This is a genomic window from Azospirillum sp. A29 (genome assembly GCF_042604625.1).
Classification (GTDB): domain Bacteria; phylum Pseudomonadota; class Alphaproteobacteria; order Azospirillales; family Azospirillaceae; genus Azospirillum; species Azospirillum palustre.
This window is the reverse complement of the sequence record NZ_CP170467.1, coordinates 156,100-170,670: the sequence shown is the minus strand read 5'-3', so window position 1 is coordinate 170,670 and position 14,571 is coordinate 156,100. Positions and strand designations below refer to the sequence as shown.

The 14,571-nt window shown below is 68.9% G+C and carries 12 protein-coding genes; 6 read left to right on the top strand and 6 right to left on the bottom strand.

The annotated features are described in order from the left end of the window. Positions 1-50: 50 nt before the first annotated feature. Positions 51-1,151: a TRAP transporter substrate-binding protein gene (locus ABNQ38_RS28865; protein ID WP_109050463.1), complete on the bottom strand. Its 1,101-nt coding sequence runs from the start codon at positions 1,149-1,151 to the stop codon at positions 51-53. 187 nt (positions 1,152-1,338) lie between these two features. Further along, positions 1,339-3,000: an alpha-amylase family glycosyl hydrolase gene (locus ABNQ38_RS28860; protein WP_377810760.1), complete on the bottom strand. Its 1,662-nt coding sequence runs from the start codon at positions 2,998-3,000 to the stop codon at positions 1,339-1,341. A gap of 275 nt (positions 3,001-3,275) precedes the next feature. Here ABNQ38_RS28860 and ABNQ38_RS28855 point away from each other — a divergent pair, with 275 nt between their 5' ends. Beyond that, the gene (locus ABNQ38_RS28855) at positions 3,276-4,868 is read left to right on the top strand and encodes a serine/threonine protein kinase (RefSeq protein WP_377810759.1); all 1,593 of its coding nucleotides are present in this window, start codon (positions 3,276-3,278) and stop codon (positions 4,866-4,868) included. 48 nt (positions 4,869-4,916) lie between these two features. Here ABNQ38_RS28855 and ABNQ38_RS28850 read toward each other — a convergent pair whose 3' ends face one another. Continuing rightward, positions 4,917-5,732, bottom strand: coding sequence for a PP2C family protein-serine/threonine phosphatase (locus ABNQ38_RS28850; RefSeq protein ID WP_377810758.1), 816 nt, complete (start codon positions 5,730-5,732; stop codon positions 4,917-4,919). 224 nt (positions 5,733-5,956) lie between these two features. On the opposite strand from ABNQ38_RS28850, the gene ABNQ38_RS28845 reads away from it, so the two are divergent. Further along, positions 5,957-6,388, top strand: coding sequence for a flagellar basal body rod protein FlgC (locus ABNQ38_RS28845; RefSeq protein ID WP_377810757.1), 432 nt, complete (start codon positions 5,957-5,959; stop codon positions 6,386-6,388). A gap of 40 nt (positions 6,389-6,428) precedes the next feature. On the opposite strand, the gene ABNQ38_RS28840 is transcribed toward ABNQ38_RS28845, so the two are convergent. Next, positions 6,429-6,641, bottom strand: a complete 213-nt coding sequence (locus ABNQ38_RS28840; protein WP_377810756.1) for a hypothetical protein — start codon at positions 6,639-6,641, stop codon at positions 6,429-6,431. A gap of 45 nt (positions 6,642-6,686) precedes the next feature. Continuing rightward, entirely contained in the window at positions 6,687-7,271 is a 585-nt protein-coding gene (locus ABNQ38_RS28835) for a hypothetical protein (RefSeq protein ID WP_377810755.1), read from the bottom strand. A gap of 211 nt (positions 7,272-7,482) precedes the next feature. Here ABNQ38_RS28835 and ABNQ38_RS28830 point away from each other — a divergent pair, with 211 nt between their 5' ends. Then, the gene (locus tag ABNQ38_RS28830; RefSeq protein WP_377810754.1) at positions 7,483-8,388 is read left to right on the top strand and encodes a tetratricopeptide repeat protein; all 906 of its coding nucleotides are present in this window, start codon (positions 7,483-7,485) and stop codon (positions 8,386-8,388) included. 34 nt (positions 8,389-8,422) lie between these two features. Here ABNQ38_RS28830 and ABNQ38_RS28825 read toward each other — a convergent pair whose 3' ends face one another. Continuing rightward, on the bottom strand, positions 8,423-9,628 hold the full coding sequence (locus tag ABNQ38_RS28825; RefSeq protein WP_377810753.1) for a tetratricopeptide repeat protein: 1,206 nt from the start codon (positions 9,626-9,628) through the stop codon (positions 8,423-8,425). A 180-nt stretch (positions 9,629-9,808) separates the two neighbouring features. Between ABNQ38_RS28825 and ABNQ38_RS28820 the strand changes: the two genes are divergently transcribed. The 3 genes from ABNQ38_RS28820 (at position 9,809) to ABNQ38_RS28810 (ending at position 14,465) form a co-directional block, all read left to right on the top strand. Then, complete coding sequence (locus ABNQ38_RS28820; protein WP_377810752.1) at positions 9,809-13,372, top strand: tetratricopeptide repeat protein; 3,564 nt, start codon at positions 9,809-9,811, stop codon at positions 13,370-13,372. Next, the gene (locus tag ABNQ38_RS28815) at positions 13,369-14,052 is read left to right on the top strand and encodes a tetratricopeptide repeat protein (protein WP_377810751.1); all 684 of its coding nucleotides are present in this window, start codon (positions 13,369-13,371) and stop codon (positions 14,050-14,052) included. Before ABNQ38_RS28820 ends, ABNQ38_RS28815 begins: the two co-directional genes overlap by 4 nt. A gap of 233 nt (positions 14,053-14,285) precedes the next feature. After that, positions 14,286-14,465, top strand: coding sequence for a YdcH family protein (locus ABNQ38_RS28810; RefSeq protein WP_109050474.1), 180 nt, complete (start codon positions 14,286-14,288; stop codon positions 14,463-14,465). The last annotated feature ends 106 nt before the right edge of the window (positions 14,466-14,571 follow it).

Here is a 14,571-nt window from a genome sequence, read left to right as displayed (position 1 = left end):
GAGGCGGCCAGACCGGCCACCCCCTGCTTTCCGTCAGAACACGCAGCCGATCACTTGGAACGGCCGGCCGACTGGGTGAAGTTGTCGTAAGGCAGCTCGGCCACGCGGAACCACAGCTGCACCTCCTCCAGGAAGGGCTTCCAGCTGTCGTAGACGGCCTTGAAGTCCGGGTTGGTCTTCGCGATGTCGTCGTACAGCTCGAAGGCGATCTTGTGGGCGGCTTCCATCAGGTCGCGCGGATAGGGGCGCAGCAGAGCGCCCTTGGCGACCAGACGCTTCAGCGCCTTGGCGTTCTCGGCGTCGTAGCGGGCGGTCATCGCGCCGTTCGCCTCGGCGCAGGCCGCGGTCATGATCGCCTGATAGGACTTGGGCAGCGCCTCCCATTCCTTCTGGTTGATGTAGAGCGAGACCTGCGGCCCGCCTTCCCACCAGCCCGGATAATAGTAGTATTTGGCGACCTGGACGAAGCCCAGCTTCTCGTCGTCATAGGGGCCGACGAACTCGACGGCGTCGATGGTGCCCTTTTCCAGCGCCGGGTAGATGTCGCTGCCGGCGATCTGCGTCGGAGCGGCGCCCAGCTTGGCCATGATCTGGCCGGTGATGCCGGCGATGCGGATCTTCAGGCCGTTGAAGTCGGCCAGCGACTTGATTTCCTTGCGGTACCAGCCGCCCATCTGGGCGCCGGTGTTGCCGGCCGGGAACTGGACGATGCCGTGCTTGGCGAAGAAGGTGCGCATCACCTCCTGGCCGCCGCCATACTGGAACCAGGCGTTCTGCTGGCGGGCGTTCGGGCCGAAGGGAATCGCGGTGTCGAAGGCGAAGGTCGGATCCTTGCCGACATAATAGTAGCCGCAGGTGTGGCCGCACTGGACGGTGCCGTTCTGCACGGCGTCCAGCACCTGAAGACCGGGGACGATCTCACCGGCGGCATGCACGCGGATCTGGAACTTGCCGTCGGTCGCCTCGGACACGCGCTTGGCGATCAGTTCCGACGTGCCGACGAGGATGTCGGTGCTCTTCGGGAAGCTCGAAGCCAGACGCCACTGGATGGCCGGCTGGCTCTGCGCGATGGCCGGGGCCGCGAGGGTCGAGGCGGCAACGGTCGAAACGGCACCGACGCCGGCCTTGGTGAGAAACGCTCTTCTTTCCACTCCCGCTACTCCGCAAGATTATTGCTATTGCCGACAATTTCCGCGACCCGCGATGAATCAGGGAATTTCAGCGACTTAGGCGAGAGCGTAACAAAGCATCCGATGCGGCGCCCTGCATCGCATAAATGTGCATGCCTGCCTTTCGAGGGTGTAACCGGCACCCTCGAAGAGCTTACGCAGGGACGGGTCAGGCGGGGGTGCGCAGGCGTCCCAGGAAGACCGACAGCGGCGGCATCACCAGCGTCCGCCCATCGGCGGTCAGCTCCGGCGGCAGGGCGCCCGGCGCGCGGGGAATGGGCAGGGCTTCCGGTTCGCCACGGCCACGCAGAGCGAATTCCGCCGGCCGGTCGGCCATGTTGAAGACGGCGAGGAGACGGTCGTCGCCCGTGCTGCGCTCGAAGGACAACAGGTCGCCATGCTCCTCCACCGCGGTGACGCCGCCGCTGCGCAGCGCTTCCAGGTCACGGCGGAGCGAGAGGGCGGCACGCCAAACCGCCAGCGGGCTGCCCGCGGTCCGTTCCTGCCGGTCGACGGCGAAGTCGCGATGGGTGTCGGGCACCGGCAGCCAGGGGTCGGCGACGGTGAAGCCGGCATGGGGCTCGGCGGCCCGCCAAGGCATCGGCGTGCGGCTGCCGTCGCGTCCCTGGAAATCGGGCCAGTAGGTGATGCCGAACGGGTCGCGCAGTTGGTGCTGTTCCAGTGCCGCGTTGGGCAGGGCCAATTCCTCTCCTTGATAGAGGCAGACTGTGCCGGGCAGCGAGGCCGCCAGCGTCGCCAGCAGGGCGTTGAAGGCCTGTGGATCGGCGCCGGCGGGCAGCCAGCGGCTGGCGGCCCGCTCCACATCGTGGTTGGACAGGCTCCAGCAGATCGACTCCGGCCGTCCGGCGGCGCTCAAGGCCTGGGCGAACCCCTTGGCGCTGAAGGGTTGCTTGGCCAGAGACAGGGTGTAGGCGGCGTGCAGTCCCTGCGGCGTGCAGTAGGCGGCGATGCGTTGGCCGGCACCGGGCTGGCTGGACAGCTCGCCCAGAAGGACGCGGCCGGGATAGCGCTCCACCGTCTCGCGCAGGCGGGACAGGATGCTGCCGATGGCCGGGTGCATCATGTCGTAGATGTGCTGTTGCAAGGCGAAGGGCTTCAGCGGCGGTTCGGACCCGCGCCAGACGGCGGCGGGGTTGGAGCGCAGTTGCGGGTCATGGGCGAAGAAGTCGACGGCGTCGATGCGGAAGCCGTCGACCCCGCGCTCCATCCAGAATTCGGCCGTCTCGCACAGCGCATCCATCGCCGCGGGGTGGTGCAGGTTCAGCGCCGGCTGGCTGGACAGGAAATGGTGCAGGTAATATTGCCGCCGCCGCGGCTCCCAGCTCCAGGCGGCGCCGCCGAACACCGACAGCCAGTTGTTCGGCGCGGTGCCGTCGGGCTTGGCGTCGGCCCAGACATACCAGTCCGACTTGTCGTTGTCGCGCGACCGGCGGCTTTCGACGAACCAGGGGTGGGCGTTGGAGGTGTGGCCGCAGACCAGATCGACCAGCACCTTCAGTCCCAGCCCATGGGCGCGTTCGATCAGCCGGTCGAAGACGGCGAGATTGCCCATGCGCGGATCCACCGCCCGGTGGTCGGCGACGTCATAGCCGAAGTCGGTGCGCGGCGACGGGTAGAAGGGGCTGATCCACACCCCGTCGACACCCAGCGAGGCCACATGGTCCAGCCCCTCGATCACGCCGTCGAGGTCGCCCCAGCCGTCGCCGCCATGGTCGCGGAAGCTGAGCGGATAGATCTGGTAGAGCGCCGCCCCGTTCAGCCAGGACAGGTTCGGGCCGGACGATTGGGAAAGGGAAAGAGTGTGGGGCAAGGCAGCAGGCTCCGCGCCGGGTGGTGCACATGCGGGTCGCAGAGGTGCGGCTCGCGGTATCAGCTTCCTGCCTCATGGCTAACGAAAGGTTACCGGCCGTTCGTCGTCACAGGACTAGGTCGTTGGGCGGGACCGGCCATCGGGACAGAAACTTGCGGGTGGGTGCCCTGAGCCTTGGCCGTTGGGAGGCGCTGCGGCTATACCAGCGGCGCGGTTATGGCGGCTCTGGCCGGGGAGCGGAAATGCGGCGCGACGGAACGGCGGTTGAAACGGCCATGGCGAAAGGCGAAAAGCGGCTGGGCCGTTACCGGCTGCTCGACCTGATCCGGCAGGACGGCGACGCCCGGCTGCACCGCGCCCTGGATGCCAACGGACAGGCGGTGGCGCTGTGGACCGTGCCGCTGGCCCGCCTGTGCGCCGATGCCGCCGGGCTGGAGAAATTCCGGCGGATGGCGGGCGCCGCGGCCCGGCTGTCTCACCCGGCCATTTCGGCAATCCTGGCCTCCGGCGAGCTTGCCGGCACCGCCTTCGTTGCCACCGCACCGGCCGATGGGCCGACGCTCGCCACGAGGCTGGCCGACGGACCGCTGGAGTGGGAGGACACCGTCGCGACGCTGGACCGCGTGCTGGACGCGCTCGCCGCAGCCCATCGGGCCGGCGTGATCCATGGCGCGCTTGGCGCCGACACCGTGCTGCGCGCCGGACCGGCGGCGGTGGTCGCCGGGTTCGGACGTGCGGCCTTGACCGCGGTAGCGGTGGACCGGTGCGACGATCTGGCCGCCGCCGTGGGGCTGACCGAACGGCTTCTGGCCGGGCACGACCAGCGGCCGGGGGTGTCGGCCCTGCTGGCGACATTGCGCGCCGATGGGGCTGGAGCGTTTCCGGATGCAGGTGCGCTGCTCCGGGCCGTCAGCGCGTTGAATGGAGCGTCCGCTCCGTCGGCTGGCGCGGCACCGGGACGAGCCCGCCGCTGGCCGCTGCTGCTCGGCGGCATTGCCGTGCTGGGCGGCTTGGCTGCGGCAGCGGTCCTGGACCGGCCTGCCCCGCCTCTACCGCCACCCGTGGCGATGGTCAAAGACGCGTTGCCCGAACCGGCATCCGAGCCGCCTGCATCCTCCCCTACAGCGCCCCCTGCACCGGCACCCTCCCTGCCGCCGGTCCCTCCCCCGGCAGCACCCCGGCAGCCGCAGGTCGCGGCGGTGGCGGCGGCGCTGCGCTCCATTCCCTGCGCGCTGGTCGGCGTGGAAACGACCGGGGGGAGGCTGCTGGTTTCGGGGACGGTCGCCGGGGCCCGGGCGGAGACGGCGGTGCGCGAAACGGTCGAGACCCTTGCCGCCGGCTGGGACCATGGCTTCGACCTCGCCAGTGCGGATGCGCAGTTCTGTGCGCCCCTGGGCAGCGTCGCCATGGCGCTGGACGCCAACCGCGGCTTGGCCGAGCCGTTGACGGTGAGCATGCCGGAGGGGCCGGCGCTGAATGCCGGCGATCAGCTGATGCTGGAGATCCGGGCGCCGGCCCGTCCGGTCCGGTTGCAGGTCGATTATTTCACCATCGACGGCAGCGTCGTGCATCTGCTCCCCAACCCGTCGGACAGCGCCATCGCGCTTGCGGCAGGCGCATCGCGCCGGCTGGGCGAGAGGGGGGAGGACGGGAAGCCGGGGACCGGGCGTTCCTGGACCATCGGCCCGCCCTATGGAACCGAAATGCTGCTGACCATCGCCACGGCGGTGCCTCTCTTCGCCGCCCCGCGGCCGGAGCAGGAGCCGGCAGCCGACTATCTGGCCGCATTGACCGATGCGCTGGCCGCGCTGCCGGACGATGCCCCGGCGGCGCTGGCGGATGCCCGCTTCATCGCCACCGGGCCTTGACCGACAGGGTGACCGGCAAGGCTCGATGGATGGATCCTGCCGGGACGGTCAGGCAGTCGCGGCGAAGCGTCCGACCACCACCGTCACATTGTCCATTCCGCCGGCCGCATTGGCGGCATCCACCAGCGCGGCGGCGGCAAGGGCGGGGTCGGATTCCTGACGCAGGATGCGGGCGATGACGCCGTCCGGCAGCATGCCGTTCAGCCCGTCGGAACAGAGCATGACGACATCGTCCGGCATCAGCGACTGCACGCTGACGTCCGGCTCCACATCCTCAGCCGTGCCGAGCGCGCGGACGATGATGTTCCGTTGCGGCGCGGTTCCGCGCCCGCCATTGTCCAGCCATATCTGATAGAGGCTGTGGTCGCGGGTCAGGGTGCGCAGTTCTCCGTCGCGCAGGCGATAGACCCGGCTGTCGCCGGCATGGAACACCGCCATGTAGGCGGTTCCGGGAATCCGCCACAGCCCGGCGACGGTGGTGCCCATGCCGCGCCCCGACGAGAACCCGCGGGCCAGATTCAGCTCGTGGATCGCCCGGTTGGCCTGCTGCACCGCAGACCGTGCAACCGACAGCCCATGGCGCACCGCCGGCTCTGTCGCCGCCGGGTCGGTCTGGGTGCGGTCGGCGTCGTCACGCTTCGCCAGAGCGATCGGATTGGACGGCGCATGGTCCAGCAGGATGCCGGAGATCACCTCGACCGCCTTGCGGCTGGCGATGTCGCCGCCGGCATGACCGCCCATGCCATCGCAGACAACCGCGAATTCCCCGGCAATGTTGACCTGGAAATCGTCCTCGTTGCGGGAACGGGCGCGGCCGACGTCGGTCAGCCCGGCGACGGTCAGGGCAAAGGCAACGTTCGGCATTCAGGCGGCGGCTCCCGTCTCGCATCTGGGCCGGCTCGATTGGAACCGGTCCCATCAGGGCCGAAAGCACCGGCGGGATACCGGCGGCAAGGGAAAGGAGCGGCGGCCGTTTGCCCGATAATGGCGCAAGCCCCGCGAAAGATACAGCGGCGATTGCATTGGGGCGTTACAGGCCGGCGATGCTCCGCTGGCGTCGCGCATCCGATGTGGTAAGGTCCCCCGATATGCCGTCGGACAAGGGGTGGACCGCCATGGTCGGCAGTATCGGCATCGCGCTCAGCGGTTTGACCGCCCAGACCCGGCGGCTCGACGCCTCGGCCGCCAACGTCGCGAATGTGCGCTCCACCGGGGCCGTTCCGAGCGCCGACGGCGGGGCGGACGGCAAGCGAGCGGCCTACCAGCCCATCGCGGTCGCGCAGAGCGACGCCAATCCCGGCACGCGCACCAGCTTCACGCCGATCACGCCGGCCTATTTGCAGGAATATGCGCCCGACGACAGTGCGGCGAACGGCGACGGCATGGTCGCGGCGCCGAACGTCGATCTGGCGACCGAGCGCATCAACCAGATGGCGGCCAGCCGGGCCTATGGCGCCAATGTCGCCGTGGTCCGGACCCAGGACGAGATGTTGACGTCCCTGCTCGATTCCAAAGTCTGACCGACGGGAAGCTCGGCTGTCGGGATCTGTTGGTGAGAACTCAGACGGTGATGTTCAGAGTCTGACCGCGCGTCGGCGTGACGTTGCCGCCGCCGGAGCCGCCACCGGAGCCATTGCCCGACTGCATCAGGGTTTCCACCGTCGCCTGCTGCTGTTCGGCATTCTGGTTCAAAGCCTTGACGCCGAAAGCCATTTGCCCCTGCGCCTGCATCAGGGACATCGCCGCACCGGCGGTCGATGACGTGACATCCATACCCATCCTGCCCCCTGCAAGCCGCGCCCCTGGAACAGGGCGTCCTCAGATCACGACATTGACCCGACCGGCGGATGTGCCGGTGGAAGTGGTCGCGACCGAAGCGGAGTGTGCCACGAATGCCGCGGCGGCGGAAGCGGTCGACGTGACCGGAGCCGCGGTCCGGGGGGTGGAAGCGGTGGCGGTACCGGCCGTTGCAGTCCCATCGGTCCCGCCGCGCCCATAGGCCGCAGAGCGGCCGCCGGCCTGTCCTCCCGTTTGGCTGCCCTGGCCGCTTGCGCCGACCGTCAGCTTCAGCAGGGAGGCGCGTTCCGCGTCCTTTTCCTTCTGCTGGGCTTCCTTGTACTGCTTCAGGGCGGCTTCGGTCGGAATCTGCGAGACGGTCTTCCCGTTCGCCGGGTCGCGGTACAGCATCACCAGCCGCGAGGCGTCGGTGTCGTAGCTGAAGGCGACGGTCGGGAAGCGGTTGACCAGCGGCTCGGTTGTGCCGGCCGTATCGGCTTCCGCCTGCGGGACGGTGCTGGAGGTCGGAGTCCGGGTGCCGGCCCCTGGGTCAACGGCATCGCTGCCGCGGGGCGTCATGAAGGCGAACGGCCGCGAGACCGTCGATGTGGCCACCGCCACGTTCATGACCAGATTGTCCGGATCGGTGAATGTTGAACATTAAATTACCTTAACCCTGGCAGCGCGTAAAGGGTTTCTTTACACTTATTTGGAGTAGGGATTCTAACTCATATGGAGAAAGGGGATTTCCGATGCGCAAAATATTTAGGTCGGAAACTAAGATACTCCTGTCCACATGCTTGCGGTGACTGCCCCGGTCGTCCTAAAGCGTTGAGCTATGGCCACCATCCTCGAAGCCTTGACGCTGGCGCTCGACCTGCATCTCGCCGGCCGTTTCGGTGAGGCGCAGGAACTCTATACCCGCATCCTCGATGTCGAGCCAGAGCAGCCGGACGCGCTGCATTATCTGGGCGTCCTCGCCGGACAGATCGACCGTGGAGAGTTCGGCCTGACGCTGATCGGCAAGGCGCTGGCCCTGCGGCCGGAGGCGGCCGACATTCACGCCAACCGCGCCAATCTGCTGCGTGGGCTCGACCGGCTGGACGAGGCCGAGGACTCCTACCGCCGCGCGCTGGCCCTGCGCCCCGATTTTGCGGAGGCCTGGACCGACCGCGCCTTCGCCCGCCATGGCCGCGGCGATCCGGCCGCCATCGACGCCACCGCCACGATGCTGGAGCGCGCCCTGCGGATCGAGCCGGCACTGGATCCGGCGCGGGAAAAGCTGGTCGATCTGCTGCATGCGCGCGGCCGTCTGCGGCTGGAATCCGGGCAGGTGACGCCGGCGCTGTCCGACCTGATCCGGGCCGCGGCACTCGACCAGCAGGATGCCGATATCGCCTTCCTTCTGGGCAATGCCCTGTTCGCCGCCGGGCTGCGCGCGGATTCGGTGATCGCCTTCCGCAACGCGCTGGCCCTGGTGCCGGATTTCCTGTCGGCGGCGCTGAATCTCGGCATCGCGCTGGCCGCGACCAACCATGCCGCCGCGGCGCTGGCCCCGCTCCGCCATGCCGTCCGCATCGACCCGGCCCATCCGGCGCCCCGCGACACGCTGGCGCTGGCGCTGCGTTCGCTGGGCCATGCCGAGGAGGCCGACGCGCTGCTCATGCCCGCGCCGCCCCTGCAGCCGGTCAAGCCGGCCCCCAAGCCCGCTCCTCCGTTCCGCCGGCCGCGCCGTCGGTCCTGAGCGGCGTTCGTACCCCCCGGTCTAAACCGCCGCCCTAAACCGCTGGCCGCTCGGCCAGCACCACCAGCCCCATCACCGGTTCGCCGCTTTCGAAGCGCAGCCGGTCGTGGTCGCATCGCCCCAGCACAAGCCCGGCATCCGCCACCGCGGTGCGGATGTAGGCTTCGGCATGGGCATAGCGGCCGTGGGTGGCGACGCGGTGGGGCCGTCCGTCGGCCGGGTCCAGTACCTCCACCGTGAAGGCCAGCCGGCCGCTGGGGCGTAGCGCGGCGCAAGCCGCGGCAAGAGCGTCGTCGAGGACGCCGAAGTAGCAGAACACGTCGGCCGCCATGATCAGATCGAAGGCCAGCCGATGCGTGGCCAGGAAGCCGACCAGCTCCGCCGCATGCAGCCCGTCATACAGGCCGCGGGCACGGGCGCGGTTCAGCATGCCGTCCGACAAATCGACGCCGACCAGCCGGCGGGCGTAGGGCCGGAGCGCTTCGGCGCACAGCCCGGTGCCGCAGCCGGCATCAAGCACGTCGAGGTCGCCGGCCGGGACATCATCGGACAGCAGCCCGGCGAGAAGGGCCGGGGCACGATAATCCAGCTCGGCCAGCTTGCGGTCGAACTCATCGGCGAACAGGTCGAAGGTCTGGCGCACATAGTCGTCGGGCGCGCGCGGGTCGGCCTCCTCGCCGGCGATGGCGGCACCGATGTGGCGGGCCAGCGGGTTGTCCGGGTGGTCGCGCCGCCACAACCTAGCCAACGCCGCCGCGTCTTCCTCCCCGCCCTGTTCGTGCAGCAGATAGAGCACGGCGCCGAGATTGTCATGGGCATCGGCCCAGTCCGGCCGAAGGGCCAAAGCCCGCCGGTAATCCACCGCCGCCCCACCGAAGCGGCCGAGGTCGCGCAGCAGGTTGCCGCAGTTGTTCCAGGCCTCGGCATGGTCGGGACGAAGGGCGAGCGCCTGACGGAAGGCGGCTTCCGCCTCGTCCTGCCGCTCCGCCTGACGCAGAACGGAGCCGAGATTGTAGTGCGCCATCCCCTCATGCAGGCCATGGAAGACGGCGGCCCGGTAGGCGGCGGCGGCCTCGTCCAGACGGCCAAGCGCGCGCAGGGCGTTGCCGTGGTTGTTGTGGGTGCCCGCGAGCGTCGGGTCGGAGGCCAGCGCCTGGGCATAGAGCGGTTCCGCCCCCGCCGCGTCGCCGGCCGCGGCCAGCGCATCCGCCTGCCGGCTGAGCTTAGCCGCGGGTGGCACGGCGATTCCCGCCAGCCCCCTGCGCAACCCGCCCCGCAAGGACGAGCGTGACCCTGCCATCGCGTGTTCTCCCCTCTTCCGCAGGTCGATTACCCGCCGATATCAATGGCATCTTTACCGTGATCCACCGATGATGGCACTCCCTTTGAGGGTGCGGGCAGTCAGGGACGGGGCCGGAACGTGGCGAAGCACACCAACATGCTGGCGCAGGCAGTGGCACACCATCAGGCCGGGCGTGCCGCCGAGGCGGAGCGCGGCTACCGCGACGTGCTGACCAAAGACCCGGGCAACGCCGACGCGCTGCATCTGCTGGGGGTGCTGGCCCTGCAATCGGGCCATGCGGAAGAGGCGGTGACCCTGATCGTCAAAGCCCTGGCGCAGACCAGGGGCGTCGCCGATTACTGGGACAATCTGGGCAGCGCGCTGTCCGCTGCCGGCCGGACGGACGAGGCGGTGCAGGCCCACCGCAACGCCACCATCTTGGACCCGCAAGGGGCGCAGCGGCGGCACAATCTGGGCAATGCGCTGGCAGCCCTTGGCCGTCACGACGAGGCACAGCGGGCCTTCGCCGCGGCGCTGGCGTTGAAGCCGGATTATGCCAAGGCCTGGTACAATCTCGGCAACGGCCATGCCGCGCTGCACCGCTATGGCGGGGCGGTGACGGCGCTGGACCGCGCGGTGCAACTGGCGCCGGGCATGGTGGAGGCACACAACAATCTCGGCGACGCGCTGGCGATGGCCGGCCGGCTGGACGAGGCCATCGCACAGCACCGGCTGGTGACCCGGCACCGCCCCGACGATGCCACCGCCTTCTACAATCTGGGTGCCGTCCTGCAACAGAAGAGCGCTTTCGAGAGTGCCGAGATCGCCTATCGTCAGGCTTTGAAGCGCAACCCGCACCACAGCGCCGCGCTGAACAATCTGGGCAGCGTCCTGAAGCGGCTGGGCCGTCCCGATCAGGCGGAGCTGTGCCACCGGCAGGCGCTGGACCTGCACCCGGAGTTCGTGGAGGCGCGCTACAATCTCGGCAACGCCTTGCAGGCGCAGGGGCGCTACGAGGAAGCGGCGGCCTGCTTCGAGGAGGCGCTGGCCCAGCAGCCCGACCTTGCCACCGCCACCTACAACCTGTCTCTGCTGGCGCTTCTTCACGGCGACATCGCGCGCGGCTGGGCAGGGTACGAACGGCGCTTCGCCGCCGGCGAGGCGGTGCCGAACCGGCGCTTCCCGATTCCGCGCTGGGGTGGAGAGGTGCTGCGCGGCAAGAGGCTGCTGATCTGGCGCGAACAGGGCGTGGGCGACGAGATGATGTTCGCCTCCTGCTATCCGGACGTCGTCGCCTGGGCGGGTGGACCGGTCACCATCGAATGCGATCCGCGTCTAGTGCCCCTGTTCCGCCGCTCCTTTCCGAAAGCCACGGTGCGGGCCGAAAGCTGCACCGGTGACGCTTTCGGCGAGCCCATGCGGGAAACCATCGATCCGCCCGACTGCGACCTCCAGGTTGCGGCGGGCGACCTGCCGGAACTGCTGCGCGGCAGCCTGTCCGCCTTCGAACCGCAAGGCCCCTGGCTGGTGGCGGACCCGGCGCTGGTGGAGCGGTGGCGGGAGCGGCTGGCGGGGCTGGGCCCGGGCCAAGGTCTGGGCCTGCGGGTCGGCATCGGCTGGCGCAGCCAGCTGATGACCGTCGACCGCAAGGCCGCCTATGTGATGCTGGACCAGTGGGGACCGCTGTTCGCCGTGCCCGGCCTGGTCTTCGTCAATTTGCAGTATGGCGACTGCGAAGCGGAGATTCGGGCGGCGGAGGAACGCTTCGGCGTGACCATCCACCGCTGGGCCGATCTGACCCTGAAGGACGATTTCGATGGCGCGGCGGCACTGACCGCCAATCTGGATCTGGTGATCTCGCCGGCGATGTCGGCGGGCGAACTGGCCGGTGGGCTGGGGGTTCCGGTCTGGCGCTTCGGCAGCCGCGACTGGACCCAGTTGGGCACTGAAGCCCGCCCCTGGTTCCCGACCATGCGTCTGTTCCAGCCGGGGCCGGGCGAAGCGCTGGATTCGATCATCGGAGCCATCGCCCAGGCATTGCGCGCCATGATGCCGGAACCCAAGCCCGCTCCCGGGGAGAAGGCGGTTCCCGAACCGGAAACGCCCGCCGATTTCGATGCGCTGCTGAACCATGCCGCCGACCTTCACCGCAACGGCCGGCCGGACGAGGCGGAAGCGGCCTACCGTGCCGCCATTGCCACCGATCCCCGACGCGAAGCTCTTGGTCATCCCGACGCCCTGCATCTGCTCGGGTTGTTGATGCACCAGACCGGGCGGAACGACGATGCGCTCGCCCTGATCGGCGAAGCGCTGCGCATCGACCCGGCCTTTCCCCAGGCCTGGAACCATCTGGGGCTGGTGCATGAAATGGAAAAGCGCCACGCCGAATCAACCTTCGCCTTCGCCCGCGCGCTGGCCCTGCACCCGGCCTATCCGGAGGCGCTGACCCATCTGGGCCTTGTCCATCAGATCGGTGGCCGGCCGGCCGAGGGCATGCGGCTGCACCGCCGCGCCATCGCCATCCAGCCCGACCATATTCCAGCCCATGCCAATCTCGGCCATGCCTGCGAGCTGACCGGGCAGACGTCGGAGGCGACTGGCCATTACCGCCGCGCGCTGGCCCTGCAACCGGAGTCGGCCGAGGCCAACAACAACCTTGCCACCATGGCGACGCTGGCCAACCGGCTGGACGAGGCGAAGTGCCATCTGCACCGCGCGCTGCGGGTCGATCCCGGCTTTGCGCTGGCGGCCTGGAATCTCGGGCTGATGGATCTCGCCGACGGGCGCATCGCGGAAGGCTGGGCCGGCTATTCGCGTCGCTTCTCCGCCCGGCAGTTGCAACGGGCCCGCCGCATCGACCGGCCGGTCTGGATGGGCGAGGCGCTGCGGGGCCGGCGACTGCTGGTCTGGTCGGAACAGGGCGTCGGCGACGAGATCCTGTTCGCCTCCTGCTTCGATGCCTTGAACGGGTTGGACGGGCCGGTCACCGTCGAGTGCGACCGGCGGCTGGTCAGCCTGTTCGCCCGCTCCTTCCCCGGGGTGGCGGTACGGGCTGAGACGGCGGACCCCGCCGGGCGGGAAACGATCGATCCGCCGGATTGCGAGTTGCAGATGCCGGCGGGCAACCTGCCCGCCCTGGTCCGCGACAGGGTGGCGCGTTATCCGGACCGTCGGGCCTATCTGCGTCCCGATCCCGGCCTCGTCGCCCAATGGCGAGACCGCCTCGCCGCCCTGCCCGGCCTGAAGGTGGGGCTGGCATGGCGCAGCCAGATCGTCACCGCGCAGCGTGCCGCCGCCTATACCGGCCTTGCCGACTGGGCGGCATTGCTCGACATGCCCGGCATCAGCGTGGTGATGCTGCAGTATGGCGACTGCACCGCCGAACTGGCGCGGGTGGAAACGGCAACGCGCCGGCTGCACCGGTGGGACGACCTGAATCTGAAGGATGATTTCGAAGGCGTTTCCGCCCTGATCGCCAACCTGGATCTGGTGATCTCGCCGGCCACCGCGGTCGGCGAACTGGCGGGTGCGCTGGGCACACCGGTCTGGCGGCTCGGCACCCGCGACTGGACGCAGATCGGCACCGGAGTCCGGCCCTGGTTCCCGACCATGCGCCTGATCCAGCCGCAGGAAGGCCAGGGGTTGGCCGACGCGGCCCGGCGGGCGGTTCATGCGCTGGCGGCGCTGGTTCCCACCGGATGAGCGACAGCCATAGCCTGCTTGCCGAGGCGTTCGACCGTCACCAGTCCGGCGGTTTCGACGAGGCGGAGCATCTTTACCGCCGCATCCTCGCCGGTGAGCCGGCGGAGGCCGAAGCCCTGCACCGCTATGGCCTGCTGGTCGCGCAGCTTGGCCGGCTCGAGGAGGCCGACGGGCTGCTCGCCCGCGCGCTGACCCTGAACTCAAGAGCGAGCGAGGTGGCGGTCAACCACGCAAAGATCCTGCGCGCCCTGCACCGGCCGGAGGATGCCGCCCGCCGGTTCCACCATGCCCTGGCCTTGTCGCCCGCTCTTCTGACTGCGCTGGAGGGGCTTGGCCATGCCGAACGCGAAGCCGGCCATACAGCTGCGGCGGCGGAATCCTATGGCCGGGCGGCCCGGCTCGGCACCGGTGCGGCGGTGCTGCATCGATGGGGCATCGCGCTGGACAGCCTCGGTCGGCCTGAGGCGGCGGCAGAGGCGTTGCGATGCTCCGCCCACCTCGATTCCACGGTTCCCTCCGTCGCCGTCAGGCTCGCCGCAATCCTCGAGCGGCTGGGATGCCAGGGCGAGGCTGCAGGCTGGTATCGCCGCGCGCTGGTGCTTCAGCCTAGCCGTGACGAGCTGCGTCGAGCGCTCTCCGACATCGCCGGACCGGCCGTTAGCCAGCCACCACTGGCATAACCCTTTGGTTCAAAGGGTCTGTTCGCCTCCGGATGGTAGTGCGCGAAGTGATTTCAAGACCCCACCCCTGCGACCCACTGTCATACGTCTGAACGGTTGAGGCATCTTTTCGCATGATTTGACCGCATAAAACGCAAGATTAAGGTTGTTCGGCGGTTCGGATGGGTGAACACTGCTGTTACCGGACCGTCACATTGGGGCGGGACGCGGACTGATCACATGGAGAGCGACTCATGCACACTGAAGCTCGCCTTTCGTCTCTGCAGGAAAAGCACATGCGCTTGGACCGGGCGATCCTCGACGAGGAGAAGCGCTCATGGCCGGATGAGAGCGCAGTAAAGCGCCTCAAACTCGAAAAGCTGCACGTCAAGGAAGAGATCGATCGCCTGACGCGCCCCGGCCCGCTGAATTGATCCCCCAATCACAGCAATGTCCTTTGATCTTCACCCTTAAATAGGGGTTAAAGGCCGGGTTGAGGTGGACCGCCTCATCCCGGCCTTTTGACATCCGAATTCCGGA

Excerpts from the sequence above, each read along its gene's own strand:
- ABNQ38_RS28855 (WP_377810759.1), top strand. The coding sequence starts at position 3,276 with ATGGCGAAAGGCGAAAAGCGGCTGGGCCGTTACCGGCTGCTCGACCTG.
- ABNQ38_RS28815 (WP_377810751.1), top strand. The coding sequence starts at position 13,369 with ATGAGCGACAGCCATAGCCTGCTTGCCGAGGCGTTCGACCGTCACCAG.
- ABNQ38_RS28850 (WP_377810758.1), bottom strand. The coding sequence starts at position 5,732 with ATGCCGAACGTTGCCTTTGCCCTGACCGTCGCCGGGCTGACCGACGTC.
- ABNQ38_RS28835 (WP_377810755.1), bottom strand. The coding sequence starts at position 7,271 with ATGAACGTGGCGGTGGCCACATCGACGGTCTCGCGGCCGTTCGCCTTC.
- ABNQ38_RS28830 (WP_377810754.1), top strand. The coding sequence starts at position 7,483 with ATGGCCACCATCCTCGAAGCCTTGACGCTGGCGCTCGACCTGCATCTC.
- ABNQ38_RS28845 (WP_377810757.1), top strand. The coding sequence starts at position 5,957 with ATGCCGTCGGACAAGGGGTGGACCGCCATGGTCGGCAGTATCGGCATC.
- ABNQ38_RS28810 (WP_109050474.1), top strand. The coding sequence starts at position 14,286 with ATGCACACTGAAGCTCGCCTTTCGTCTCTGCAGGAAAAGCACATGCGC.
- ABNQ38_RS28840 (WP_377810756.1), bottom strand. The coding sequence starts at position 6,641 with ATGGATGTCACGTCATCGACCGCCGGTGCGGCGATGTCCCTGATGCAG.